This window comes from Paragemmobacter ruber (genome assembly GCF_009908315.1).
Classification (GTDB): domain Bacteria; phylum Pseudomonadota; class Alphaproteobacteria; order Rhodobacterales; family Rhodobacteraceae; genus Paragemmobacter; species Paragemmobacter ruber.
Map to the genome: position 1 here is coordinate 1,155,344 of NZ_JAAATW010000001.1, position 25,263 is coordinate 1,180,606.

At 67.4% G+C, this 25,263-nt stretch carries 29 protein-coding genes; 18 read left to right on the plus strand and 11 right to left on the minus strand.

All coding sequences use genetic code 11. The features are described from left to right. Positions 1–103: 103 nt before the first annotated feature. Together GU920_RS05595 and GU920_RS05600 are read left to right on the plus strand one after the other, a co-directional pair. Positions 104–1,837 carry a tetratricopeptide repeat protein gene (locus tag GU920_RS05595; RefSeq protein ID WP_161765948.1) on the plus strand — a complete coding sequence of 578 codons (1,734 nt, stop codon included), beginning with the start codon at positions 104–106 and terminating at the stop codon, positions 1,835–1,837. Beyond that, positions 1,824–2,666, plus strand: coding sequence for a 4-(cytidine 5'-diphospho)-2-C-methyl-D-erythritol kinase (locus GU920_RS05600; RefSeq protein WP_161765949.1), 843 nt, complete (start codon positions 1,824–1,826; stop codon positions 2,664–2,666). Before GU920_RS05595 ends, GU920_RS05600 begins: the two co-directional genes overlap by 14 nt. Here the strand turns inward: GU920_RS05600 and GU920_RS05605 are convergent. From GU920_RS05605 to GU920_RS05615, 3 genes are all read right to left on the minus strand, one after another. Then, entirely contained in the window at positions 2,651–2,977 is a 327-nt protein-coding gene (locus GU920_RS05605) for a hypothetical protein (protein ID WP_235933072.1), read from the minus strand. The two genes, GU920_RS05600 and GU920_RS05605, sit on opposite strands and share 16 nt — an antisense overlap. Before the next feature lie 80 nt (positions 2,978–3,057). After that, the gene (locus GU920_RS05610; protein ID WP_161765951.1) at positions 3,058–3,417 is read right to left on the minus strand and encodes a hypothetical protein; all 360 of its coding nucleotides are present in this window, start codon (positions 3,415–3,417) and stop codon (positions 3,058–3,060) included. Positions 3,418–3,509: 92 nt separating this feature from the next. After that, positions 3,510–4,511, minus strand: a complete 1,002-nt coding sequence (locus tag GU920_RS05615; RefSeq protein ID WP_161765952.1) for a polyprenyl synthetase family protein — start codon at positions 4,509–4,511, stop codon at positions 3,510–3,512. 55 nt (positions 4,512–4,566) lie between these two features. On the opposite strand from GU920_RS05615, the gene GU920_RS05620 reads away from it, so the two are divergent. The 3 genes from GU920_RS05620 (at position 4,567) to GU920_RS05630 (ending at position 5,827) form a co-directional block, all read left to right on the plus strand. Continuing rightward, positions 4,567–4,785, plus strand: coding sequence for a putative signal transducing protein (locus GU920_RS05620; protein WP_161765953.1), 219 nt, complete (start codon positions 4,567–4,569; stop codon positions 4,783–4,785). Further along, a complete protein-coding gene (locus GU920_RS05625) occupies positions 4,782–5,567 on the plus strand; it encodes a tRNA1(Val) (adenine(37)-N6)-methyltransferase (protein ID WP_161765954.1) in 786 nt (261 codons plus the stop codon). The genes GU920_RS05620 and GU920_RS05625 overlap by 4 nt, the downstream gene beginning before the upstream one ends. A gap of 92 nt (positions 5,568–5,659) precedes the next feature. Further along, positions 5,660–5,827, plus strand: coding sequence for a DUF465 domain-containing protein (locus GU920_RS05630; RefSeq protein ID WP_161765955.1), 168 nt, complete (start codon positions 5,660–5,662; stop codon positions 5,825–5,827). A gap of 4 nt (positions 5,828–5,831) precedes the next feature. Here the strand turns inward: GU920_RS05630 and yddG are convergent, their stop codons facing one another. From yddG to GU920_RS05650, 4 genes are all read right to left on the minus strand, one after another. Then, positions 5,832–6,707, minus strand: coding sequence for an aromatic amino acid exporter YddG (gene yddG, locus GU920_RS05635; RefSeq protein WP_161765956.1), 876 nt, complete (start codon positions 6,705–6,707; stop codon positions 5,832–5,834). A gap of 130 nt (positions 6,708–6,837) precedes the next feature. Then, entirely contained in the window at positions 6,838–7,563 is a 726-nt protein-coding gene (gene phbB, locus GU920_RS05640) for a beta-ketoacyl-ACP reductase (RefSeq protein ID WP_161765957.1), read from the minus strand. Between the two features lie 126 nt (positions 7,564–7,689). Beyond that, complete coding sequence (locus GU920_RS05645; RefSeq protein ID WP_161765958.1) at positions 7,690–8,862, minus strand: acetyl-CoA C-acetyltransferase; 1,173 nt, start codon at positions 8,860–8,862, stop codon at positions 7,690–7,692. A gap of 164 nt (positions 8,863–9,026) precedes the next feature. Next, positions 9,027–9,875: an EAL domain-containing protein gene (locus tag GU920_RS05650; RefSeq protein WP_161765959.1), complete on the minus strand. Its 849-nt coding sequence runs from the start codon at positions 9,873–9,875 to the stop codon at positions 9,027–9,029. Positions 9,876–9,964: 89 nt separating this feature from the next. On the opposite strand from GU920_RS05650, the gene GU920_RS05655 reads away from it, so the two are divergent. Further along, entirely contained in the window at positions 9,965–10,558 is a 594-nt protein-coding gene (locus GU920_RS05655) for a DNA-3-methyladenine glycosylase I (RefSeq protein ID WP_161765960.1), read from the plus strand. 139 nt (positions 10,559–10,697) lie between these two features. Here the strand turns inward: GU920_RS05655 and GU920_RS05660 are convergent, their stop codons facing one another. Next, positions 10,698–11,243 carry a TlpA family protein disulfide reductase gene (locus GU920_RS05660; RefSeq protein WP_161765961.1) on the minus strand — a complete coding sequence of 182 codons (546 nt, stop codon included), beginning with the start codon at positions 11,241–11,243 and terminating at the stop codon, positions 10,698–10,700. 22 nt (positions 11,244–11,265) lie between these two features. Between GU920_RS05660 and argH the strand changes: the two genes are divergently transcribed. From argH to GU920_RS05685, 5 genes are read left to right on the plus strand one after another with little or no spacing between them, the layout of a single operon-like run. Beyond that, on the plus strand, positions 11,266–12,669 hold the full coding sequence (gene argH, locus GU920_RS05665) for an argininosuccinate lyase (RefSeq protein WP_161765962.1): 1,404 nt from the start codon (positions 11,266–11,268) through the stop codon (positions 12,667–12,669). 32 nt (positions 12,670–12,701) lie between these two features. Beyond that, complete coding sequence (locus tag GU920_RS05670) at positions 12,702–12,848, plus strand: hypothetical protein (RefSeq protein WP_161765963.1); 147 nt, start codon at positions 12,702–12,704, stop codon at positions 12,846–12,848. Between the two features lie 26 nt (positions 12,849–12,874). Beyond that, a complete protein-coding gene (locus GU920_RS05675) occupies positions 12,875–13,015 on the plus strand; it encodes a hypothetical protein (RefSeq protein WP_161765964.1) in 141 nt (46 codons plus the stop codon). A 25-nt stretch (positions 13,016–13,040) separates the two neighbouring features. Beyond that, positions 13,041–13,193, plus strand: coding sequence for an argininosuccinate lyase (locus GU920_RS05680; protein WP_161765965.1), 153 nt, complete (start codon positions 13,041–13,043; stop codon positions 13,191–13,193). Then, positions 13,193–13,507 carry a DUF2834 domain-containing protein gene (locus GU920_RS05685; RefSeq protein WP_161765966.1) on the plus strand — a complete coding sequence of 105 codons (315 nt, stop codon included), beginning with the start codon at positions 13,193–13,195 and terminating at the stop codon, positions 13,505–13,507. The genes GU920_RS05680 and GU920_RS05685 overlap by 1 nt, the downstream gene beginning before the upstream one ends. 5 nt (positions 13,508–13,512) lie before the next feature. Here the strand turns inward: GU920_RS05685 and GU920_RS05690 are convergent, their stop codons facing one another. Continuing rightward, on the minus strand, positions 13,513–14,487 hold the full coding sequence (locus tag GU920_RS05690) for a quinone oxidoreductase family protein (RefSeq protein ID WP_161765967.1): 975 nt from the start codon (positions 14,485–14,487) through the stop codon (positions 13,513–13,515). A gap of 143 nt (positions 14,488–14,630) precedes the next feature. Here GU920_RS05690 and lysA point away from each other — a divergent pair, with 143 nt between their 5' ends. Beyond that, positions 14,631–15,896 carry a diaminopimelate decarboxylase gene (gene lysA / locus GU920_RS05695; protein WP_161765968.1) on the plus strand — a complete coding sequence of 422 codons (1,266 nt, stop codon included), beginning with the start codon at positions 14,631–14,633 and terminating at the stop codon, positions 15,894–15,896. Between the two features lie 6 nt (positions 15,897–15,902). After that, entirely contained in the window at positions 15,903–18,476 is a 2,574-nt protein-coding gene (locus tag GU920_RS05700) for a TIGR02302 family protein (RefSeq protein ID WP_235933076.1), read from the plus strand. A 42-nt stretch (positions 18,477–18,518) separates the two neighbouring features. On the opposite strand, the gene GU920_RS05705 is transcribed toward GU920_RS05700, so the two are convergent. Next, complete coding sequence (locus tag GU920_RS05705) at positions 18,519–19,400, minus strand: zinc-ribbon domain-containing protein (RefSeq protein ID WP_161765969.1); 882 nt, start codon at positions 19,398–19,400, stop codon at positions 18,519–18,521. 163 nt (positions 19,401–19,563) lie between these two features. Between GU920_RS05705 and GU920_RS05710 the strand changes: the two genes are divergently transcribed. Genes GU920_RS05710 through GU920_RS05725 form a run of 4 tightly spaced genes read left to right on the plus strand, consistent with a single transcriptional unit; the run spans position 19,564 to position 22,485 of the window. Beyond that, positions 19,564–20,235 (plus strand): cell division ATP-binding protein FtsE, encoded by a 672-nt coding sequence (locus GU920_RS05710; protein WP_161765970.1) that lies wholly within the window; start codon positions 19,564–19,566, stop codon positions 20,233–20,235. Further along, the gene (locus tag GU920_RS05715; RefSeq protein WP_328799243.1) at positions 20,235–21,128 is read left to right on the plus strand and encodes a cell division protein FtsX; all 894 of its coding nucleotides are present in this window, start codon (positions 20,235–20,237) and stop codon (positions 21,126–21,128) included. Before GU920_RS05710 ends, GU920_RS05715 begins: the two co-directional genes overlap by 1 nt. Further along, positions 21,125–21,865: a lysophospholipid acyltransferase family protein gene (locus GU920_RS05720; RefSeq protein WP_161765972.1), complete on the plus strand. Its 741-nt coding sequence runs from the start codon at positions 21,125–21,127 to the stop codon at positions 21,863–21,865. Before GU920_RS05715 ends, GU920_RS05720 begins: the two co-directional genes overlap by 4 nt. A gap of 14 nt (positions 21,866–21,879) precedes the next feature. Then, positions 21,880–22,485 carry an MSMEG_1061 family FMN-dependent PPOX-type flavoprotein gene (locus GU920_RS05725; protein WP_161765973.1) on the plus strand — a complete coding sequence of 202 codons (606 nt, stop codon included), beginning with the start codon at positions 21,880–21,882 and terminating at the stop codon, positions 22,483–22,485. Position 22,486: 1 nt separating this feature from the next. Here GU920_RS05725 and GU920_RS05730 read toward each other — a convergent pair whose 3' ends face one another. Beyond that, complete coding sequence (locus GU920_RS05730; protein ID WP_161765974.1) at positions 22,487–23,884, minus strand: helix-turn-helix domain-containing protein; 1,398 nt, start codon at positions 23,882–23,884, stop codon at positions 22,487–22,489. A 146-nt stretch (positions 23,885–24,030) separates the two neighbouring features. On the opposite strand from GU920_RS05730, the gene GU920_RS05735 reads away from it, so the two are divergent. Further along, the gene (locus GU920_RS05735) at positions 24,031–25,251 is read left to right on the plus strand and encodes a pyridoxal-phosphate-dependent aminotransferase family protein (protein WP_161765975.1); all 1,221 of its coding nucleotides are present in this window, start codon (positions 24,031–24,033) and stop codon (positions 25,249–25,251) included. Positions 25,252–25,263: the final 12 nt, after the last annotated feature.

The following is a 25,263-nucleotide window of genomic DNA, read 5'->3' on the forward strand; positions in this document are numbered from 1 at the left end:
CAGCAGGAAACGGCGGGCCGGGACGGGGAAACCCGCCCGGCCCGATTGCCTATGGCCCATGGCGCGGCTAGCTTTGAGGCAGCCCTGCAGGAGATGCTTGTCGATGCCGTTGCACCCCCGCCGCCTTGTTGCCGTGGTTCTTGCCGGGGCGCTGGCCCTGCCCCCTGCCCTGCCCGTTGCCGCGCAGACGCCGATGCCCACGCCAGAAGGATCGGCGGGGGCCTATCTTTCGGCACAGGTGGCCGCATCGCAGAGCGATTTCCGCGAGGCCGCGCGCTGGTATGACCGGCTGATCGAGCTGGGCGTGATGGACCCGGCCACGCTGGAAGGCGCGGTGATCGCGCATCTGAGCCTTGGCGATGTGGCGCGGTCGGCGGAACTGGCGCGGCTTTTGGTGCAGCAGGGCGGGCGCAGCCAGACGGCCTATATCGCGCTGCTGACCGATCAGGCCCAGCGGGGCGAGTTTGCCGCGCTGATCGCCGATACGCAGGCGGGCCGGTCCATCGGGCGGCTGCTCGACGATCTGGTGCTGGCCTGGGCGGCGCTGGGTGACGGGCGGATGTCGGATGCGGTGGCGGGGTTCGACACGCTGGCCGCCTCGCCGGGGCTGGAGGCGTTCGGCCTGTATCACAAGGCGCTGGCGCTGGCATCGGTCGGGGATTTCGAGGGGGCGGACAACATCCTTTCGGGGCGTGAGGCGGGGCAGATCGCGCTGATGCGGCGGGGGGCCATTGCCCATGCCCAGATCCTGAGCCAGCTGGAACGCAACCCCGAGGCGCTGGCCCTGCTGGAGCGGGCCTTTGGCACCGAGGCGGACCCGCAGATCGACCCGCTGCGCGCGCGGCTGGCGGCGGGGGAGCCGGTGCCCTTTGACATCGTCACCTCGCCCGTGGACGGGATCGCCGAGGTGTTCTTTACCCTGTCCACCGCCCTGCGCGGCGAGGCGGAGGATGGCTATACCCTGCTATACGCGCAGGCGGCGGCCTATCTGCGGCCCACCCATTCCGAGGCCGTGCTGATGGCGGCGGGGCTTTTGGAGGCGCTGGACCAGCACGCGCTGGCGGGCGAGACCTATGCCCGGATCGCAGCCGATGATCCGGCCTATCACGTGGCCGAGATCGGGCGCGCGAACACGCTGATCGCGCAGGACAAGACCGAGGCCGCGCTGGAAGTGCTGCAGGCGCTGACGCGCAGCCATGGCCAGATCATCGAGGTGCCGGCCGCGCTGGCCGATGCGCTGCGGCGGCAGGAACGCTTTGCCGATGCGATCCCGGTCTATACGCAGGCGATCGCGCTGATCCCGGAGGCCGAGCAGCGGCATTGGACGCTGTATTACTCGCGCGGGATCAGCAATGAACGCGCGGGCAACTGGCCCGAGGCCGAGGCCGATTTCCGCCGCGCGCTGGAGTTGAACCCCGACCAGCCGCAGGTGTTGAACTATCTGGGCTATTCCTTCGTGGACCGGGGCGAGAATCTGGAAGAGGCGCTGGGGATGATCGAACGCGCGGTCGCCGCGCAGCCGGACGCGGGCTATATCATCGACAGTCTTGCCTGGGCGCTGTTCCGGCTGGGCCGCTATCAGGATGCGCTGGAGCCGATGGAACGCGCGGCGCTGCTGGAGCCCGTCGATCCTGTGGTGACGGACCATCTGGGCGATGTCTATTGGGCCGTGGGCCGCAAGCTTGAGGCGCGGTTCCAGTGGCACCGGGCGCTGTCCTTCGACCCGACGGAGAAGGACGCCGCCCGCATCCGCCGCAAGCTGGAGGTGGGGCTGGATGCCGTGCTGGCCGAAGAGGGCGCAAAGCCGCTGACCGAAGTGGCGAATGGCGGCAACTGAGTTCGCCCCGGCCAAGATCAACCTGACCCTGCATGTCATCGGGCGGCGGGCGGATGGCTATCATCTGCTGGATTCGCTGGTGGTCTTTGCCGGGGTGGGGGATCGCGTGTCGGCGATTCTGTCGGATCTGCCGTCGCTTGACGTGACGGGGCCGATGGCGGCGGGGCTGACGGGTGAGGGCGACAATCTGGTACTGCGGGCGGCGCGGGTGATGGGCGTTTCGGCGCGGATCGCGCTGGAAAAGGTGCTGCCCGTATCTTCCGGCATCGGCGGCGGATCGGCGGATGCGGCGGCGACGCTGCGGCTTCTGGCACGGATGACCGGGCGGGCGCTGCCCGGGGCGGCCGAAGTGCTGGCGCTGGGGGCGGATGTGCCGGTCTGTCTGGCCGGGCGGGCGGCGCGGATGTCGGGGATCGGCGAGGGGCTGGCAGAGGTGCCCCCGCTGCCGCAGGCGTGGCTGGTGCTGGCCAATCCGCGGGTGGCGGTATCCACCCCTGCGGTGTTCCGGGCGCTGGTGCGGGCCGACAATGCGCCCATGCCGCGCGAGATGCCGCGCCTGCGCGGCGTGGCCGAGCTTGCGGCCTTTGTCGCCATGCAGCGCAACGATCTGGAAGCGCCTGCCATGGCCGAATTGCCGGTGATCGGCCGGGTCAAGGCGGCGCTGTCGGCGCAGGCAGGATGCCGGGTGGCGCGGATGTCGGGATCGGGGGCCACCTGTTTCGGCCTGTTCGACGATCCCCTGTCGGCGCGCGCGGCCGCGCAGGCCATCCGCGCGGCCGAACCGGCATGGTGGGTGGCGGATGCGCCGCTGCTTCAGCCCCAGTCGTGACGGAAAGCGATCTCTGTCCCATCGGCGCGGCGCAGGGCGCGAGCCACGAATTCGGGCGGGAACCCCTCTTCCAGCGCGCCCAGCACCGTCACCTCTTCGCCCACCTGAACGGGCAGGTCATTGGGGCCGACATAGACGGTAACGACGCCGCTTTCATCTTTGAGCCGGAAGGCATCGGCATCGGTGATGCGCATCACCTTGCCCGTCACCGTGACGGGCTGGCCGCGCGGGGCCTTGGTGATGGGAACGGGGGCGGCGAAAGCGGCAGAGGCCGACAGAAGGACGGCGGCCATGGCGGCGGAACGGATCATCGTCATCTCCCTGCAGTGTTTTCGTTGCAAAGGGAGGTGGGAAAGCCGCCCGCCCTTGGCAAGGGGGCGGCTGGGCGGGATCATTCATACGGATGATCAAAGGTCACACGGCTGCCATCCGCGCGGGTGGCGTCTCGCGCATAAACCGCCAGCCGGCCGAAATCGCGGTCCACGATCCCGCGGAGGGTGACCGTCTCGCCCGTGTCAAAAGGCACGATGCCCGGGCCGATATGGACGAGGACCGATCCGCTGTCGTCGCGCAGGCGGAATGTGTCCGCACCCGTGATGCGGTCAACGATGCCGGTGATGGTGGCGGTGGTGCCGTCATGCAGATCGGCGATGGCGACAGTGTCGGTGGCGGGGCCAGTGTTTTCGGGGCCAGCGTTTGCAGGCGGCGGCGCACCCGGCAGGAGGCCGCCAAGGATGAGAAGGCTGCGCATGGTTGTCCCCCCGGATGTTTTCCAGGAGGTCGGGGGGCGTCGGTCCGGGTGCAAGCGGCCTGACGCGAAGTTGACCCTGCGTGAGGGGCGGATCAGTTGATCCGCGCCACCACGTAATCGGCCAGATCCGACAGCATGTCGCGCAATTCATGGGCGGGCAGGATGTCCAGCGACCGGCGGGCCGTATCGGCCCAATGCAGCGCCGCATCGCGCGCGGCCTGCATCGCGCCATGGCGATCCATGATGGCGCGGGCGCGGGCGAGGTCGCCTTCCTGCTGATCGCCCTTTTCGATGGTGCGCTGCCAGAAGGCGCGTTCTTCCGCATCGGCCTGCGCCACGGCCTTGATGACCGGCAGCGTCAGCTTGCGTTCGCGGAAATCATCGCCGGTGTTCTTGCCGATGGCGGCATCCGTGCCGCCGTAATCCAGAAGATCATCGACGATCTGGAACGCGATGCCCAGCGCATCGCCATAGGCGCGGAGCGCCTGCACCTGCGCCTCTGGCGCGGCGGCGACGACGCCGCCCACCTCCATCGCGGCGGCAAACAGCGCCGCCGTCTTGCCCCGGATCACCTGCAGATAGATGGCTTCGGTCGTGGCCAGATCCTGCGCGGCGGTGAGTTGCAGCACCTCGCCTTCGGCGATCACGGCAGAGGCATTGGCGAGGATGTCCATCACCCGCAGCGATTCCGTTTCCACCATCAGCTGGAAGGACCGGGCAAAGAGGTAATCCCCGACAAGGACCGAGGACTTGTTGTCCCACAGCAGGTTCGCCGTGGGCCGCCCCCGGCGGCGTTCGCTTTCATCGACCACATCGTCATGCAGGAGCGTGGCGGTGTGGATGAATTCCACGGTGGCGGCCAGTTTCACATGGTTGTCGCCGTCATAGCCGCACATGCGCGCGGCGGCGAGGGTGAGCATGGGACGCAGGCGTTTTCCCCCGGCCTCGACCAGATGGGCGGTCACTTCGGGGATGCGCGGGGCGTGTTCGCTGGCCATGCGGGTGCGGATCAGTGCATTGACCGCCGCCATGTCGGCGGCCAGCCATGCGGCCAAACGATCATGCGGTTTGCGCGCGGCTTCGTCCAAACCCATGCCCCTGTTCCCCCGCCTCTCGACATTCCGGGGCGCTGCCCCTTAACTCTGCTCCATGAGAGAGCTTTTGCGCAGCACCGACCCGACGATCATCGCTTTTGCCACCGCCCTGCTCGAGGGCGAGGGTATAGACGTGTTTGATCTGGACGTCCACATGAGCATCCTCGATGGCAGCCTTGGCATATTGCCGCGCCGGTTGATGGTGCGGGATGCCGATCATTTCATGGCCTCGGCCGTGCTGCGTGACAACGGGATTCCCACGGGGCTGGAATGACCGAAGGCGGCGGGGTCTTTGCCGAGGCGGACCTGTCGGATGACAAGTTCCTGATGGGGCGGCTGCGGCTGCTGCAACCCCTGCGCGGCTATCGCGCGGCGACCGATCCGGTGCTGCTGGCCGCCGCCTGCCCGGCCGGGGCGGGCGAGAGCGTGCTGGATCTGGGCTGCGGGGCGGGGGCGGCGGCGCTGTGCCTTGCGGCGCGGGTGCCGGGGGTGGTGCTTTCGGGGCTGGAGGTGCAGGCGGGCTATGCCGATCTGGCGCGTCGCAATGCAGCGCGCAACGAGGTGGTGATGGAGGTGGTGCAGGGCGATCTGGCCGCGATGCCGCGCGCGCTGCGCCGGGATTTCGATCATGTGATCGCCAACCCGCCCTATTACGCCCCGGGCGGCACGCCATCGCCCATCGCCGAACGTGACCGCGCGCTGCGGGTGGAGACGCCGATCGCCGCCTGGGTGGCGGCGGCCGGGGCGCGGCTGCGGCCGGGCGGGTGGCTGACGATGATCTTTGCCACGCCCTGCCTGCCCGAAGCGCTGACGGCGCTGGCGCCAAAGCTGGGCTCGGCGGTCGTGCTGCCGCTGGAGCCGCGCGCAGGCCGCGCGGCGCCGCGCGTGATCCTGCGGGCGCGCAAGGGCGGGCGGGCGGCGTTCCGGCTGCTGGCGCCCTTTACCCTGCATGCGGGCGCAGGCCATGACGGGGACCGGGAAAGCTATACCCCCGCCGCCACGGCGGTTCTGCGGGAAGGTGCCGATCTGTCGGCGGCTTTTGGCAAGATCACTTAAGACTGTCAGAATTCTGATGTCGATTGTCCGTGACACGACTCGGGGGTTGTGATGCACTTGTTACATTGCAACCAGACATGAGGAGGACAGATATGACGATTGCTTCGCATCTGCAGGAACTGCGCCGCAAGCATGAGCACCTCTCTGACATGGTCGAGCGTGAGCAGCGAAGCCCCGGCGCGGATGCCTTGCGGATTGCCGAGCTGAAGAAGCAGAAGCTCAAGCTCAAGGAAGAAATGACCCGCCTGCAGCAGGCGTAAGGGATCATTCCCCGGCGCTGGCCCCCGCGCCTGCCGAGGCGCGGGCGGCCAGCGCTGCCCCCCCGGTGATCAGCACCGCCGCCGCGAGCAGGGTCCAGCTGGCGGGTGTGATACCGGTTGCGACAAGTGCCAGCGTAGAAAGCAGCGGCGCCGCGTAGGAGGCGACGCCCAGAAGCTGGATATCGCCCTGCTTCATGCCGATGTCCCAAGTGAAGAAGGCCGCGCCCACCGGCCCGATGCCCAGCGCGAGTATGGACAGCCAGCCGATCCCGGTGGCAGGCCAGACGGTTTCTTCCCATGCCAGATGGGCGAGGGCCGACAGCACCGCCGTGCCAAGGCAAAAGACAGTGACACTTTCGGTGGGCACATCGCCCAGGCGGCGCGACAGGGTGGAATAGCCCGCCCATGTGATCGCGCAGAGAAAGCCCAGAAACAGACCCAGCGGCGTGGCATTTCCCCCCGCGTCGCGCCCCAGAACGATCAGCGCGGCCCCGGCAAAGGCGACCACGGCCCCGATCAGCACGATGGGGCGCAGGCGTTCCCCGGGCAGGAAACTGGCGAAAAGGACGATGAAGAGCGGCCAGAGATAGGCCATAAGCCCCGTTTCCGCCGACGGCGCGATGCGGAAGGCGGTGAAGTAAAGCGCGTGATAGCCGAAAAGGCCGATGATGCCGAAGGCATAGACGCGCCAGGATATGCCGCGCAGGCGGCCCAGCCCGCCCCGCAGCGTCCAGATCAGGCCTAGCGTGCCGCCGATGGCAAAGGTCAGCGCGTTCAAGAGGAAGGGCGGCACCGGGGCCGATCCGATGGTGAAGAGCGCCAGCAGCGCCCACATCAGGACGGCAGTAAAGCCGATGGCGGTTGCGCGTGACGTCTTCATCCCTGCCTCACCAAATTTCTTCGAAGAAATTTGCAAAAATCTTCGAAGATTTTTGGCCCTTCTATCGGCTGCGGCGCAAAAGCAAAAGGCCCGCGCCGGGCGCGGGCCTTTCTCTGCGACGGCTGTCGCTTCAAACGAAGAACTGCCCGCCATTGGCCGAGATGGTGGAGCCGGTGATGAAACCCGCATCGTCCGAGGCGAGGAAGACCACCGTCCGGGCGATCTCTTCCGGTTCGCCCAGACGGCCCACCGGGATCTGCGGGATGATCCGCTCGTTCAGCACCTTTTCGTCGATGGCCTTGACCATCTCGGTCGCGATATAGCCCGGGCAGATCGCGTTCACCGTGATGCCCGCCCGCGCGCCTTCCTGCGCCAAGGCCTTGGTGAAGCCCAGATCGCCCGACTTGGCGGCGGAATAGTTGGCCTGCCCCGCCTGCCCCTTCTGCCCGTTGATCGACGAGATGTTGATCACCCGCCCGAACTTGCGGTCGCGCATCCCCGACCACAGCGGGTGGGTCATGTTGAACAGACCCGTCAGGTTGGTGTCGATCACCTCTTTCCACTGCTGCGGGGTCATCTTGTGGAACATGGCGTCGCGGGTGATGCCCGCATTGTTCACCAGCACATCCACTGGGCCGACCTCGGCCTCGACCTTGGCGATGCCCGCCACGCAGGCGTCGTAATCCGCGACCGACCATTTGTAGGTGGGGATGCCCGTTTCCTTGGTGAAGGCGGCCGCCGCCTCATCATTCCCGGCATAGTTCGCGGCCACCTTGTAGCCCGCCGCCTTCAGCGCCACCGAAATCGCGGCGCCGATCCCGCGCGAACCACCTGTTACCAAAGCCACTCGTGCCATTCGTCCCTCCTCCTGAAATCGGACATTCTTGAAACGGTGTTACCGAAATGAAGAAGGGCGCGCAACATTATTGCGCGCCCATTTCGCATCTGCGGCATTGTGGCCGCAGAAAGATCAGCGCGAGGATCAGCGCTCTAGGCACATGGCCACGCCCATGCCGCCGCCGATGCACAGCGTGGCAAGGCCGCGCTTTGCATCGCGGCGGGCCATTTCGAACAGGAGCGTGTTCAGGATGCGCGCGCCCGAGGCACCGATCGGGTGGCCGATGGCGATGGCGCCGCCGTTCACGTTCACGATGGCGGGGTCCCAACCCATGTCCTTGTTCACGGCGCAGGCCTGGGCGGCGAAGGCCTCGTTCGCCTCGACCAGATCCAGATCGCCGACCTTCCAGCCCGCCTTGGCCAGCGCCTTGCGGCTGGCATGGATCGGGCCGACGCCCATGATCGACGGATCGAGCCCCGCGGTGGCGTAAGAGGCGATGCGCGCCAGCGGCGTCAGCCCGCGCTTTTCCGCCTCTTCCGCCGACATGATCAGCACCGCCGCCGCGCCATCGTTCAGCCCGCTGGCATTGCCCGCCGTGACCGACCCGTCCTTGGTGAAGGCAGGCTTCAGCTTGGCCATCGACTCCAGCGTCGCGCCGTGGCGGATGTATTCATCCGAATCGACCGTCACATCGCCCTTGCGGGTGGAGATGGTGAAGGGGATCACCTCATCCTTGAACTTGCCGGCCTTCTGCGCGGCCTCGGCCTTGTTCTGGCTGGCCAGCGCGAATTCATCCTGCATGTCGCGGCTGATCTGCCACTGGGCCGCCACGTTTTCCGCCGTCTGGCCCATATGATAGCCGTTGAAGGCATCCCAGAGCCCGTCCTTGATCATCGAATCGACGAATTTCATGTCGCCCATCTTGGTGCCCGCGCGCATGTGCGCGACGTGGGGCGACAGCGACATGCTTTCCTGCCCGCCCGCGACCACGATCCGCGCATCGCCCAGTTGCACATGCTGCGCGCCCAGCGCCACCGCCCGCAGGCCCGACCCGCAGACCTGATTGAGCGACCATGCGCTGGCCTCCTTGGGCAGGCCCGCCTTGATATGCGCCTGACGGGCCGGATTCTGCCCCTGCCCCGCCGTCAGAACCTGACCGAGGATCGTCTCCTCCACTTCGGCCTTGTCGATGCCCGCCCGTGCGACCACCGCTTCGATCACCGCGGCGCCAAGGTCATGCGCCGGGGTATTGGCGAAGGAACCGTTGAAACTGCCCACGGCCGTACGGCCTGCGGAAACGATGACGACATTGGTCATGACTGATCCTCTCTCCCAACCGGGCGAGGCCCCGCTGACCACGCCGCCTTGCAGCATGGCCTAATCGCGGGGGGAAACAAAAGCAACAATCTTGCGCCCATGCGCCCCTGCACCCGCCGATCCGCCGTCGGCGCGCCCCAGCGCCCTCTTTAGCGCCTCCCTCTTCAGCGCCGGACTTGGGGCAGGGCGTTGGGCGGACAGGTGCAGGGCTCCAATCCTTCGGGGATCAGCTTGGGCGCGGCAAAGTGATATCCCTGCAGGCAATCCACCCCCAATTGCGCCAACCATGCCGCCTCGCCCGCCTGTTCCACGCCCTGCGCGACAATCAGCATGTCGAACTGCCGCGCCACGGCCAGATAGGCCGCCATCAGAACCTGATTGTCGGCATGGGTGTGGATGCCCCGGCTGTACTGGGCGTCGATCTTGAGCAGATCAAAGCTCAGCTCCCGGAAATGGCGCAGGGCAAAGGCCCCCGCACCAAACCCATCCAGCGCGAAGGATACGCCCTTGGGGCGCAGCTCGGCGATCATCCCGACCAGCAGTTCCGGCACCGTCATGACGCTGGCCTCGCTGATTTCCAGAATCAGCCGGTCGCCCATTCCGGGGTGACGGGCCAGCCCGGCCTGCAAGAGCTTCATCCAGCGCGGCCAACCCACCGACCGTGCCGACATGTTCACCGACAGGCGCAGTTGCGGATGACGGGCCAGCGCGTCGAGGCCCATTGCCAGCGCGGCGCAGTCGATCTCGCGGCCCAGCTCATGCGCCTCCACCGCATACATGAATTCCCGCGCGGGGATCACGCGGCCCTGCGCATCCAGAACGCGCATCAGCCCTTCGTGAAATCCGATCCGCGCGGGCTTGGCCGCCAGCACGACCGGATGGTAGGCCAGACGCAAGCGGCGCCCGCGCACGGCGTCGGCGACCATGGCCACAGCTTCGGCCGTGCTTTCGGCGATCGCGAAGGACAGGGGGCTTGCCCCGCCCGCGAAATCGCTGTCGCTTTCCATCTTCATCGCAAAACCCCAAAGACCCCGAAACACCCATCGACAAGGTTTCCGCGAAGCCCGTAAAGATCGGGTTAAACCGCAAGGAAGGACCCCCGATGGACCATGCCGATCCACCCACCCAGCGCTGCCCGTGGTGCGGGACGGATCCGCTCTATGTGGCCTATCACGATACGGAATGGGGCGTTCCGGAACACGATCCCCGCGCGCTTTGGGAAAAGCTGATCCTCGACGGGTTCCAGGCCGGCCTGAGCTGGATCACGATCCTGAAAAAGCGGGACAATTTCCGCAGCGCCTTCGCCGGGTTCCGCCCCGAAATCATCGCAGGATGGGGCGAATCGGATGTCGCCCGCCTGCTGGCCGATCCGGGCATCATCCGCCACAGGGGCAAGATCGAAGGCACCATCCGCTCCGCCCGCGCCTGGCTGGCGATCGAAGCGCGCGAAGGGTTTTCCCCTTATCTGTGGAAACATGTGGACGGGCGCCCGCTGCAGAACCGCCCCGCCACGATGCGCGACATTCCCACGGAAACGCCGCTGTCGCAGGCCATCTCGAAACAGCTGAAGAAGGACGGCTTCACCTTCTGCGGCCCGACCATCACCTATGCCTTCCTGCAGGCGACAGGCCTTGTGAACGATCACCTGATCACCTGCCCCGCCCATGCCCGGGTCGCCGCCCTAGGCCGCGCGTGATCTTCATCTTGGCGGAAAATACCCCCGGGGGGGGCGCGGCACGCGCGGGGGGCTGGCCCCCCCTTGCCGGCACGGCGCCGCAAGGCGACGGGACGGAAAAAAGGCTTGCGCGTCGGGCGGCACGCCCGGCGCGCGCCGTTCAATTGCCCGCCATGAAGGCCCGCAGCACGGTCTGGGCGTGGGCGCTGTCCCATTCGGCATCGCCGATCAGGCGGGCCACTTCCTGCCCCTGCGGGTTCAGGATCACCGTCACCGGCAGGCCCATCACCCCCATCGGGCGGGCGAGCTTGCTCTTGGGGTCGCGCAGGATGGGCAGGGCCTGCACGCCGGCCTCTTCATAGAACCGCTCGATCCCCTCCACCGCGTTGCGCCCGGTAGCGACGGGCAGCACGGCCAGTTCTGGCATCGCTTGCTGCAGGCGCAGGAGCGAGGGCATCTCTTCACGGCAGGGCGCGCACCATGTGGCCCAGAAGTTCAGCACCACCCATTGCCCCTGCCAATTGGCCAGCGGAACCTCGGCATCCGCGGCATCGAGGAAGACGGCGACAGGCAGGTCCACCGGAGCGTCATGGATCGCCAGCTTGCGCATATCGCCTTCGCGCAGGGCTTCGGCATCGCCGGCGAGGGCGGCATTTGCACCGATGGCCAAGGCCGTGTAGAGGACGGCCAGAATTTTCCGCAGCATCATCCCTCCGAAGGCCGCCCCCATGTCCGCTTCCCCCGATGCCAAATCCGCCAACCAGATGTGGGGCGGGCGCTTTGCCGAAGGGCCGGATGCCATCATGACGGCGATCAACGCCTCCATCGGCTTTGACAAACGGCTCTATGCGCAAGACATCGCAGGATCGCGCGCCCATGCGGCGATGCTCGCCGCCACAGGCATCCTGACGAATAAGGATGCCGAGGCGATCGGGGAAGGCCTTCTCACGGTCTTGTCAGAGATTGAAACCGGTTCCTTCCCCTTCCGGACGGAACTGGAAGACATCCACATGAATGTGGAGGCCCGGCTGAAAGAGGTGATCGGCGCGCCCGCAGGCCGGCTGCACACCGCCCGGTCGCGCAACGATCAGGTGGCGGTGGATTTCCGGCTGTGGGTGCGCGACCAGTGCGATGCCGCGATTGCGGGGCTGGAGGCGCTGATGCGCGCCTTCCTCGCGCAAGCCGAGGCCGGGGCGGATTGGGTGATGCCGGGCTTCACCCATCTGCAGACCGCACAGCCCGTGACATGGGGCCACCACATGATGGCCTATGTCGAAATGCTGGCGCGCGACCGGGGGCGGTTCATCGACGCACGCGCGCGGATGAACGAATGTCCCCTTGGCGCGGCGGCGCTGGCAGGAACGTCTTTCCCCATCGACCGGGAGATGACGGCGCGGGCGCTGGGGTTTGACCGGCCCACGGCCAATTCGCTGGATTCGGTGTCTGACCGGGATTTCGCGCTGGAATTCCTTGCCGCCAGCAGCATCTGCGCGATGCACCTGTCGCGCTTTGCCGAAGAGCTGGTGATCTGGTCCAGCGCGCAGTTCCGCTTTGTCCGCCTGTCGGACCGCTGGACGACCGGCAGCAGCATCATGCCGCAGAAGAAGAACCCCGATGCCGCCGAATTGCTGCGCGCCAAGCTGGGCCGCATCCTGGGGGCCACGGTGGCGCTGTTCACCGTGATGAAGGGGCTGGCGCTGACCTATTCCAAGGACATGCAGGAAGACAAGGAACAGGTCTTCGATGCCGCCGATACGCTGATGCTGGCCCTGGCCGCGATGACGGGGATGGTAGGCGACATGACCGCGAACCGCGCGGTGCTGGCGCAGGCCGCGGCATCGGGCTTTTCCACCGCCACCGACCTTGCCGACTGGCTGGTGCGCGAACTGGGCCTGCCCTTCCGCGAGGCGCATCATGTGACCGGCACGCTGGTCGCCATGGCCGAGGCGCGGGGTTGCGACCTGCCCGATCTTTCGCTGGGCGACATGCAATCCGTCCATGCGGGCATCCGCGCCGATGTTTTCGACGTGCTGGGGGTGGAAAACTCCGTCCGGTCGCGCCGGTCCTATGGCGGGACTGCGCCCGATCAGGTGCGCGCGCAGGTCGCCGCCTGGAAGGCGAGACTGGCGTGACAGGGGGCGCGGCACGAGATAGATTCTGTGCCATGCTCCACGCGCTGCCCCGCCTTCTGCCTGGCCTGACGCCCGCGCTTTCGGGATGCGCCGCGGCGCGGCTGCCCGTGCTGGCGGTGCTGGCGGTGCTGGCGGTGCTGGGCATCATCTTCACCGATCCCCTGCACAGGATGCACTGACCATGCGCGCGGCCCTTGGTCTTTGCTTGCTTGTCGGCCTTTTCGGCCTTGCCGCCTGCTCGGCCCCCCGGCTGAATGCCGGGCTGAGCCTTGGGGCGGATGGGTTGACCGTGACGCCGTCGGTTTCGGCCGGGCTGGGCGGCGGGCGGATCAGCTATTCCCCGTGATCCTTCACCCTGAGGTGCCTTTGCGATGAAATCCTTGCCTCTGCCTGCCCTGCCTGCCCTTGCGCTGATCGCGCTGCTGGCCGCCTGTGGGGCGGATGGCCCGCCTGTGCCGCCATCGCAGGCGACGGGCCTTGCCGTCAGCGGATCGGTGGAGACCGGCATCGTGGGGGGCAACTGATGGCCCCGCTGCGCATGGTCTGGCTGGCGCTGGCAGTCTGGGGCGCGATCCACCCGATGTACTGGTTCGTGACCTATATGCGGGAAACCGGCACCGGGCTGTCAGGGCTGATCGACGCGTGGTATGTGAACGCTTCGACCACCGGGCTGACATGGGATCTGACCATCGCCGCCGTCACCCTGACGGTCTGGGTTCTGGCAGAAACGGTGTCGCGCAAGGCGTGGCTTGGGTTGATCGCCATCCCCGCCACCTTCTGCATCGGCGTCAGCTGCGGACTGCCGCTTTATCTGTTCCTGCGGTCGCGTCCCCACTAGGCGGATCAGAGCGTCAGGATCGTCTGCCCGGTCGTTGCCCGCGCTTCCAGCGCGCGGTGGGCATCGGCCACCCGTTCCAGCGGGAAGCGCTGGTCGATGCGGATCTTCACCGCGCCGGAGGTGACCATGGCGAACAGGTCCTGCGCCATGGCCTGACAGGTGGTGGGATCGGCGATATGGGTGAACAGCGTCTGCCGCGTGATCTTGAGCGATCCCTTGGCGGCCAGCAGGCCGATATCGAAGGGTGGCACCTTGCCGCTGGCATTGCCGAAGGAGATGAACATCCCAAAGGGTTTCAGGCTGTTCAGGCTGCCGTCAAAGGTATCCTTGCCCACGGCATCCATCACCACATCCACGCCCTTGCCCCCGGTCAGGTCGCGCACGCGGGCGGCGAAATCCTCGGTCCGGTAGTTGATCGCATGGCTTGCCCCGTGGTCCAGCGCGAGGCGGCATTTCTCATCCGATCCGGCGGTCGCGATCAGGGTGATGCCTTCCGCCCGCGCCCATTGGCAGGCGATCAGGCCCACCCCGCCCGCCGCGGCATGGAACAGCACCGTATCGCCGCGCTTGAGCGGTGTGGTGCGGCGGAACAGGTATTGCACCGTCATGCCCTTCAGCATCATGGCGGCGCCTTCGTCGAAGCTGATCCCGTCGGGCAGGGGGCAGACCTGCGCGGCAGGCATCACCCGCGCTTCGGCATAGGCGCCGGGGGGCTGGGCGGCATAGGCCACACGGTCGCCGGGTTTGACATGGGTGACGCCGTGACCCACCGCCTCGACCACGCCGCTGGCTTCCATCCCGAGCGCGGCGGGCAGGGCCATGGGATAGAGGCCCGACCGTTGGTAGACGTCGATGAAGTTCAACCCGCAGGCGCGATGTGCGATGCGCACCTCGCCCGCGCCGGGGTCGCCCACGGGGCGATCCACCAGCGTCAACACCTCGGGTCCGCCGGTCGCTTCGATGATGACGGTGCGCGCCATGGCTTGCCTCTCCCTCTGACTTTACACCAGCCTAGCCCGGCCTGCGGCGGGGTCCAGTCCGAAGGATGGGAAACAGGGTGGAAATCGCCTGTGCTTGCGGCTAGATGCAGCGGTCAGTCCGGGCGAAGGGTGGTTGGGGAACGATGGATCATTTCCTGTACAGGAACGGCATCCTGCATGCCGAGGATGTGGCGATCCCCGACATCGCGGCGCAGGTCGGCACGCCCTTCTATGTCTATTCCGCCGCCACGCTGACGCGCCATTACCACCTGTTCACCGAGGCGCTTTCCCCCCTGCCGCATCTGGTGTGCTTTGCCATCAAGTCGCTGTCCAACGTGGCGGTCTTGAAACTGCTGGGCGATCTGGGCGCAGGCATGGATGTGGTGTCGGGCGGCGAATATCGCCGGGCGCGGGCGGCGGGCGTGCCGGGGGACCGGATCGTTTTTTCCGGCGTGGGCAAGACGCGCGAAGAGATGCGGCTGGCGCTGACCGGGGGCATCCGGCAGTTCAACGTGGAAAGCGAACCCGAGTTGCGCGCCCTGTCCGAGGTGGCGGTGTCGCTGGGCGTCACGGCCCCCATCACCATCCGCGTGAACCCGGATGTGGATGCCCGCACACATGAGAAGATCGCGACGGGGAAGAAGGAAAACAAGTTCGGCATCCCCATCGCCCGCGCGTCCGAGGTCTATGCCGAAGCGGCGCGCCTTCCGGGGATCGAGGTGATCGGGATCGACGTCCATATCGGCAGCCAGCTGACCGAGCTGGAACCCTTTGAGCAGGCCTATCTGAAGGTGGCCGATCTGACCCGCCGCCTGCGGGCCGAGGGGCATGACATCCGCCGCCTTGATCTGGGGGGCGGGCTTGGCATCCCCTATACGCGGTCGAACGAGGCCCCGCCTTTGCCCACGGATTACGGCGCGCTGATCAAGCGCACGGTGAGCGATCTGGGCTGCGAGGTGGAGATCGAACCCGGCCGCCTGATTTCCGGCAATGCGGGCCTGCTGGTTGCGGGCGTGATCTATGTGAAGAACGGCGAGGGGCGGGATTTCCTGATCCTTGACGCCGCGATGAACGATCTGGTCCGCCCGTCGATGTATGGCGCGCATCACGACATCGTGCCGGTGCTGGAACCCCCCGCCGCCAGCCCGACGCAGCCCTATGATGTGGTGGGCCCGGTCTGCGAGACGGGCGACACCTTCGCCAAGGCGCGCGAGATTGCGCTTCTGGCCGAGGGCGATCTGGTGGCCTTCCGTTCGGCGGGGGCCTACGGGGCGGTGATGGCGTCGGAATACAACACCCGCCCGCTGGTGCCCGAGGTGCTGGTGCGGGGGGATCAATTCGCCGTCATCCGGGAAAGACCGTCCTTTGACGAAATCCTGAACCGCGATACCATCCCTGCATGGTTGTAAGGCGGCATGGCCGCGATCAGCGGCAAAGGCCACGCCCCCCGGATGCAGGATCACCAGAACAGCGCGCTTGCCACGATTGCCCGCCCCCTGCGGCTGACGCTGTTGGGAATGTGGGCAGAGCGGCTGACCCGCGCGTTCTGGCCGCTGTGGACGGTGCTGCTGCTGGCCCTTTCCGCGCTGGCCTTCGGGGTGCAGGACCATCTGCCGCTTGAGGCGGCATGGACGGCCCTTGTGCTGGCCATCGCGGCGGCGGGCTGGACGCTGTGGCGGGGTCTGCGGGCCTTTCGCGCGCCCACGCGGACCGAGGCGCTGATCCGGCTTGATTCGCGGCTGCCGGGCCAGCCCATCGCCGCGTTGACCGATACGCAGGCGATCGGCGGGGATGATCCGGCCTCGTTGGCGGTGTGGCAGGCGCACCGCGCGCGCATGGCCGCACGGGCCGCACAGGCGCGGGCGGTTGAGCCGGACCTGAAACTCGCCCGGCGCGACCCTTTCGCCCTGCGCTATGTGGCGCTGACGGCCTTTGTGATGGCGATGATCTTCGGCTCGCTCTGGCGTGTGACGTCGGTGCAGGCGCTGGCGCCGGGGGCGGGCAATGAACTGGCGGCGGGGCCGACATGGGAAGGCTGGGCGCAGCCGCCCGCCTATACGGGCAAGCCGTCGATCTACATGAACGACATTGCCGAAGGGCGGCTGGAACTGCCCATCGGCACGCGGCTGCAATTCCGCCTCTATGGCGAGGTGGGCGATCTGACCCTGTCGGAAACCGTATCGGGCCGCACGGATGTGCCCGCCGCATCAGAGACGACGCATGACTTCACCCTGACGCGCCCGGGCGAGGTGGTGATCGCAGGCCCCGGCGGGCGGACATGGGCGCTGTCGGCCACGCCCGACACCGCGCCGACGGTCACACCCGCCACCAGCGCCGAGCGCGAAGGGGATGGCCGCTTCACCATGGAATTCACCGCGCGCGACGATTACGGCGTGGCGGCGGGGCAGGTTAGCATCGCGCTGGACCTGCCGGCGGTGGAGCGGATCTATGGCCTGACGGTGGAGCCGGAACCGCGCGAGGCGGTGGTGCTGGATCTGCCGATGCCGATGACCGGCAACCGGGCCGAATTCACCGAGGCGCTGATCGACGATCTGTCGGAACATCCCTTTGCGAACCTGCCCGTGGCGATGACCTTCACCGTCACCGATGCGGCCGGTCAGGAAGGGCGGGCCGAACCGGTGAACCTGATCCTGCCGGGGCGGCGGTTCTTTGATCCGCTGGCCGCCGCACTGATCGAGGTGCGCCGCGATCTGCTGTGGAGCCGCGCGAATGCCGCGCGGTCGGCGCAGATCCTGAAGGCCATCACCCACCGGCCCGAGGAATTGATCCGCAACGAACGCGCCTATCTGCGCCTGCGCGTGCTGATGCGCGATCTGGACGTGCAGAAGGCCAGCCTGTCGCCCGACACGCGCGATGCGATGGCGGCGGAGTTGTGGGAAATCGCGCTGATGGTGGAAGAGGGCGATCTGGCTTCGGCCATGGAACGCCTGCGCCGCGCGCAGGACCGTCTGGATGAGGCGATCCGCAACGGCGCCGAACAGGGCGAGATCGACGAACTGATGCAGGAGTTGCGCGAGGCGCTGAACGATTACATGCGCGAACTGGCCGAAGAGGCCGAGCGCAACCCCGACAGCCAGCTGTCCCAGAACATGGACGGGATGGAGATGTCGGGCGACCAGCTGCAACAGATGCTGGATGAATTGCAGCGCCTGATGGAAGAGGGCCGGATGGCCGAGGCGCAGGAACTGATGGAGATGCTGCGCCAGCTGATGGAGAACATGCAGGTGGCGCAGGGCGAAGGTCAGGGGCAGGGCCAGGGCGGCCCGGGCCAGCAGGCCATGCGCGAATTGCAGGATACGCTGCGCGGGCAGCAGGGCCTGTCGGATGATGCATTCCGCGATCTGCAGGACGGGCAGGAAGGCAATGAAGGCCAGCGTCCCGGTCAGCAGGGGCAGCAGGGGCAGGGCCAGCAAGGGGAGGGCCAGCAACCCGGCGAAGGTCAGGGCGAAGGCGAAGGTCAGGGCGAGGGCCGCAGCCTCGCCCAGCGCCAGCAGGACCTGCGCGACAGGCTGGGCCAGTTGCAGGGGGGCCAGTTGCCCGGCGACGGCACCGAACGCGGCGAGGAAGGACGCCGTCAGCTGGATCGTGCCGGACGCGCCATGGAAGAGGCCGAAGAAGCGCTGCGCGACGGCGATCTGCCCGGCGCGCTGGACCGGCAGGCCGAGGCGATGGAAGCGCTGCGCGACGGGATGCAGCAGTTCGGCGAGGCGCTGGCCGAAAACCAGATGGAAGGCAATGCCGAGCAGGGGCAGGAATTCGGGCAGGCCGATCCGAATGGCCAGCGCGATCCGCTGGGGCGCGAGCCCGGCAATTCCGCCCGGATCGGATCGGATCGCAACATGCTGCAGGGCGAGGATGTCTATCGCCGCGCACAGGATCTGCTGGATGAAATCCGCCGCCGGTCGGGCGAACAGGCCCGCCCGGAAGGCGAACGCGAATATCTGCGCCGCCTGCTCGACATGTTCTGATCGTGTCGTGATCCGGGCGGCGGGAGGTGGGTGCTGCGGCCGTCAGTTGCCTTGAGCCGAAACCTCGCGCACGGCTTCGGTGGCCGACCGCAGGACACCGTCCAGCCACAGGCGCAGGCCATCCACCCCGGCGACATAGGCCGTCACCGCGCCCTCTGTCACGGGAACCATCGCCACAAGGCGCGGCGCGGCGACATAGACCGCCAGCAGGATCAGCGCGAAGACGACCGCCACGGCGAAACCCGACCGGAAGCCGCGCGCGGTGGAGGGGCCTGCGTCAGGCCCGCCGTCCATCGGCAGGACGGGGGGTTCGGCCCCCTTGAGCGAGGAGTTGATCTCTTCGATATCCGGCAGAAGATCGCGCCGTGTGGCGGGTTTCGGCGGCGCGGGGGGCGGGGCGTCCGGGTCAAGCCCCTTGAGCTGCGCGATGCGCCTTGCGGCGGCGGCCAGCCCGCCCGCATGGGCGGGCGACGGCGTGACGCCCGCCGCGCTGGAGCGTTCCGCCGATGCGGTGACGGCTGCGGCCGCCGCCGCCACGGCCGCAGCGGCGGGGGCATCAAGGCCCATCTCTGTCTGCGTCTCGATCGGCGCGGCCTCGGCCTTGCGGGCGGCGGCCTCGCGCTCGGCCTCTTCGCGCAGGATGGCCATCAGGTTTTCGTCGATGCTGCGCTTGGGCGCCTCGGCCTCGGGGAAGGCGGCAGTGGCGGGGGGCGGGAGGTTGTCCTCATCCTCGTCCAGCAGCGGATCGGGCGCGCCGGACAGGCCGAAAAGCTCGTCTTCCTGTTCCAGCGCCAGTTCGATTTCAGGGGGCAACTGGAACCACGCATGGCCGCAGTTGGAGCATTGCACGTCGCGGCCCGTGTCCGGGATCGCCGCATCGTCCACTTCGTATTCGGCCTCGCAATTCGGACAGATGAGCCGCATTCGAACCTTCCCCGCTTCCCCCGCCCGCGCAGGCAGGTGCCTGCAGGACCGTCACCGCACGATTACACCATATTTCCGGGTCCACAACCGGCACCCACCCGGATTGCAACCGCGCCCACCTTGGGCAATGCTGCGGGCGCAAGCAAGGGGCTGTGAAACACAAGTGATCGCGTTCGACAACGTCGCCTACAATTACGGCGGAGGGGAGCTTTTGTCAGAGGTCAGCCTGCGGCTTGCGCCCGGGTCTTTCCATTTCCTCACTGGCCCGTCAGGGGCGGGGAAATCCACCTTCCTCAAGCTCGCCTATGCCGAGCTTCTGCCCACGGCGGGCCGCGTCACGATCTTTGACCGCGAGGTGCGCAGCCTGACCCGCGATGACGTGGCCCGCACCCGCCGCCGCATCGGCGTGGTGCATCAGGATGTGCAGTTCCTCGACCATCTGCCCTTGGCGGCGAATGTGTCGCTGCCCTTGATGGTATCGGGGCGGACGGGCGACAGCCGCGATCTGACCGATCTTCTGCAATGGGTGGGGCTGGGGCAGTTGGCCGATGCCCTGCCACCCCAGCTTTCGGGCGGGGAACGCCAGCGCGCGGCGCTGGCGCGGGCGGTGATCATGGGGCCGGATGTCATTCTGGCGGATGAACCCACCGGCAACCTTGATTGGGAGATGTCGCTGCGCCTGCTGACGCTGCTGGTGGAGTTGAACAAGATGGGCAAAACGATCCTTGTGGCCACCCATGACCTGAACCTGATCCGCACCGCCAAGAACCAGGTCGCCGCGCGGGTGCTGCGCATCCGCAACCGCCGCATCCAGCTTGCGGGGGCGGACCTGTGATCGCCCGGCTGCGCCTTCTTGTCACCCCCGACCGGCAGGCCGACCGGGTGGTGCCGCCTTCGGGCCATACCGCATGGCTGACCGTGTTCACCGCCGCAACGATGACCTTTCTCGCCGTCTTCGCGCTGGCCTTGTCGATGGCGTCGGGGCGGCTGGCGGACGCTTGGGCCGATGCGCTGGCCCGCACTGCCACGGTGCGCATCTCGGCCCCGCCCGACCAGATGGAGGCGCAGACCTTCGCCGTGCTGGAGGTGCTGAAGACCACCCCCGGCATCGCCGCCGCCCGGGCGCTGGACGATGACGAACAGAAGGCGCTGCTTGCACCGTGGTTCGGCCCCGACCTGCCGCTGGATGCCCTGCCCCTGCCCCGCCTGATCGAGGTGACGGAGGCCGCGGAAGGCTATGACAGCGAAGGCCTGCGCCAGCGTCTGGCGGCCGAGGCGCCGGGGGCGGTGCTGGATGATCACACCCGCTGGCGGCGCCCGCTGGCCACGGCGGCGGCGCGGCTGAACCTGCTGGGCGGACTGTCGATGGTGCTGATCGGGGCCAGCATGGCCGCGATGATCACGCTGGCCGCCAATGCCGCGCTGGCGGCCAATGCGCAGGTGATCCGCGTGCTGCGGATCGTGGGGGCGCAGGATGACTATATCGCCGCCGCCTTCGTGCGCCGCTTTACCCTGCGGGCGCTGACCGGGTCGGCGGTGGGGGCGGTGGCCGGGCTGATCGGCGTGGCGCTGTTGCCCCCGGTGGATGAGGCGGGTGGATTCCTGACGGGTTTGGGCTTTCAGGGGGCTGGATGGTTGCTGCCGCTTCTGCTACCCCCGGTGGCCGCGGCCGTGGCGCTGATCGCCACGCGGACCGCCGCGTTCAGGAAGCTCCGGGAATTGCCATGATCTATGCGCTGCGCTGGCTGATGTCGCTTTTGTTCATCATCCAGATGTATCTGGCCATGGTTGTGCTGGCCATCGTCTTTGCCCCCTATGCCATCGCCTCGCGCAAGGGGGCATGGGCGGGCATCCATACCTATTGCAACTGGGTGCGGCTGTCGGCGCGCTGGATGGTGGGCCTGCGGTCCGAGGTGCGCGGGCCGGTGCCGACGGGCGAGGTGATGATCGCCTCGAAACATCAGAGCTTCTTTGACATCATCCTGATCTGTTCGGTCGTGCCGCGGCCGAAGTTCATCATGAAGAAAGAGCTGAAATGGGCGCCGATCCTGGGCTTCTATGCCTGGCGGATCGGGTGCATCCCGGTGGATCGCGGCAAGAAGGGCCGCGCGATTGCCGAAATGAAGAAGGCCGTGGCCGCCGGGGCGGCGATACCGGGGCAGTTGATCATCTATCCGCAGGGCACGCGGGTGGCCCCGGGGGCCACGCCGCCCTACAAGGTGGGATCGGGGCTTCTTTATCAGCAACTGGCCCAGCCCTGCATCCCGGCGGCCACCAATGTGGGCGTGTTCTGGCCGCGCCACGGCATCTATCGCAAGCCGGGGCTGGCGGTGGTGGAGTTCCTGCCCGCCATCCCGCCGGGCCGCCCGGTGGCCGATTTCATGACGGAACTGGAACGCGTGATCGAAGGCGCATCGAACCGGCTGATGGCCGATGCGGGATTTGCCGTGGCACGCGCTGCCTGAGCAGGGGGAAGGCGATGGAGTTCATCACCACGCTAGAGGCGCTGCACGCCCACTACGGCACGCCTGCCGATCCGGCGATCCGCAAGGTGACGCGCCACATCATCCCGGCCTACAGGCAGGTGATCGAACGCAGCCGGTTCTGCATCCTGACGACCGTAGGGCCAGAGGGCACCGATGGCAGCCCGCGCGGCGATGACGGGCCGGTGGTGGCGGTGCTGGATGACCGCAGCCTCGCCCTGCCCGACTGGAAGGGCAACGAACGCATCGACAGCCTGCGCAACATCGTGCGGGATGGGCGCGTCAGCCTGTGCTTCCTGATCCCCGGCTGGAAGAACCTTTTGCGCGTCAACGGCACCGCCCGGCTGACCGCCGATGCAGCCCTGCGCGCGCGGTTCGAACGGGGTGGGGTGCAACCGCGCACGGTGATCGTGATCGACGTGGCCGAGGTCTATTCCCAATGCGCCCGCGCGGTGGTGCGGGCAGGGCTTTGGACGGCGGGGGATCAGTCGGCGGGTCTGCCGACCATCGGGCAGATGATGGATGAGGCATCGGCTGGGGCCATCGACGGGGCCACCTATGACGCCGTGCGCGCCGGTCGCGCCATGACCGACATCTGGTAGGTCACACCTCGAACCGCGTCGCGCCGCGCCGCTTTTCATCCACCGGCTGGGACAGCACCACCGCCTGATGCGCCCGCTGGTCGCAGCCTGCGCGCGGGCAGATGCGGCAGTTGATGCCCACGGGCGTCATCCGCGCGCCCGCGACTGAGAACGCCTCAGCATAGCCGATTTCCGGCGCGTGTTCGATCGCGCAGCCCATCGCCACGGCAAGGCGGTTGTCCTGCGCGTGCCGCGCCCAGGTGGGGCGGTCCACCGTGCGCGAAAAGACGAAGAACTGCGATCTGTCGGGCATTTCCACGAATTGCGGCACGATCCGGCCCGGCGTGCGGAAACTGGTATGCACATCCAGCCGGGGGCAGGCGCCGCCATGTTCGGCCAGATGGAACCCGGTTGCGTTGAAGCGCTTGGTCACGTTGCCACCCTTGTCGATCCGCAGGAAGAAGAACGGCACCCCCTGCGCGCCTTCGCGCTGCATCGTCGTCGCCCGGTGGCAGGCCTGTTCAAAGCTAACCCCGAACCGCGTGGCGATATGGTCAAGGTCGTATTTCGTCGCCCGTGCTTCGGCCAGAAAGGCATCATAGGGCATCAGCACGGCGGCGGCGAAGTAGTTCGCCAGTTCCACCCGCAGCCGCGCCACCCCGCGCGGATCGGTGATGCCGGACCGCGCCGCCAGCGCATCGAGCAGCGCGCGCTGTTCCAGAAGCCCGCACATATGGACCAGCTGGAAGATGCGGTTGGTGTGATCCAGCGCCTCGGACAGCAGGATTTCGCGACGCGCCTCGTCATACTGGCGCAGGGTACCGGGCAGGTCTTCCACCCGCACCAGCCGGACCGTCACCCCCACCCCGTCGCGCAGCCGCCGCTTCAGCGCGACATAAGTTTCATCCGGCTCTACCGCCGCGCCGTTCCAGAAGCCGAAGGCCGCCTCTTCCAGCTCGCGGAAGTGGTTCCGGTGGCGGCGGAACTCGTTATGCACGGCGGATTCCGGCGTGGCCACGATCTGCGGCGCCTCCCCCTCGGTCAGCGACAGGAGCTGATCCGTCGCCGCCTGATAGGCGCTGTGCAGGCGCAGAAAGCTTTGCACCAGCCCAGGCGAATGGACCAGCGCCGCGCGCATCTGGGGCAGATCGGGGCGGGTTTCGGCAAAGAGCGGATCCTGCATCACCGCGCGCAGATCGACAAGCTGGCTGGTGCCATCCTCATCCGCGATGTCGCGCCAATCGACGCCATAGACCTCGAACAGCCGCAACAGGACCGAAACGGAGACGGATCGTTCGTTGTTTTCCAACAGGTTGACATAGGACGCGCTGATCCCCAGCGCCCGCGCCATCGCGCCCTGCGTTTCCCCCCGTTCGATCCGCAGACGGCGCAGATGGGGGCCGATGAAGGTTTTCTGCATACTGTCGCACACATTGAGGGGTTCGTCATATTTACAATATTACAAATTACAGCTTCTGTAAATTCTCGCATTCACAGCAGAACCCGCTTTCGTTTTGCACACGGGGCGACTGGTGGCATGGAAGGTTCAACCAATGGGAGGACGCCATGAAAACCGGAACGCAGCACCTTTACATCCCCGGCCCGACCAACGTGCCCGAGGCTGTGCGTCAGGCCATGATCGTGCCGATGCAGGATCACCGCGCCCCCGATTTCGGCGATCTGACGCTGGGGCTGTTCGCCGATCTGAAAAAGGTTTTCAAAACGGAAACCGGCACGGTGATGATGTTCCCCGGCTCTGGCACCGGCTGCTGGGAAGCGGCGATCACCAACACACTGAACCCGGGCGACAAGGTGCTGATGGCGCGGCACGGGCAGTTTTCGTTGCTCTGGGCCGATATGGCGGTGAAGCTGGGTCTGGATGTGGAGATCGTCGATCTGGCCTGGGGCGCGGGGACGCCCGCGAATGAATTTGCCCGCATCCTCGGGAATGACCGGCACGGCAAGATCAAGGCGGTGTTCGTCACGCAGAACGAAACCGCCACGGGTGTGACGTCGGACGTTGCCGCCGTGCGCCGCGCGCTGGACGAGTCGTTCCATGATGCGCTTTTGTTCGTGGATGGCGTGTCTTCCATCGGCTCCATCGACTTCCGCATGGATGAATGGGGCGTCGATCTCGCCGTGACGGGCAGCCAGAAGGGGTTCATGCTGCCCGCCGGTCTGGGGATGCTGGGCGTGTCGGCCAAGGCGATGGCGGCGGCAGAAACCGCCCGGATGCGCCGCGCCTATTTCGACTTCACCGACATGGCCCGCGCCAATGCGACCGGCTACTTCCCCTATACCCCGCCCGTCCCGCTGTTCCACGGCCTGCGCCGGGCGCTGGACCGGATGCTGGATGAGGGGCTGGAGACCATCTTCGCCCGCCACCGCCGCCTTGCCACCGGCGTGCGCAATGCCGTGGCGGCCTGGGGCCTTGAATTGGCGGCCGAGCATCCCTCGCTCTACTCCGACACGGTCAGCGCGATCCGCGTGCCGCAGGGGGTGGATGCGCGCGACGTGATCCGCGTGGCCTATGACCGCTACAACTGTTCCTTCGGGGCGGGCCTTGGGCCGCTGAACGGCAAGGTCTTCCGCATCGGCCATCTGGGCGATCTGAACGAAGGCATGTGCCTGACCGCCCTGTCGATCGCCGAACTCTGCCTTGCGGCCGCGGGCGCGCAGGTGCGCTTCGGATCGGGCGTGGCCGCCGCGCAGGAGGTCTATGCCGAACCCATGGCCCGCGCCGTGCAGCGCAGCACCCGCGCGACCACCAGCATCGCCGCCGAATAAGACCCAGAGGAA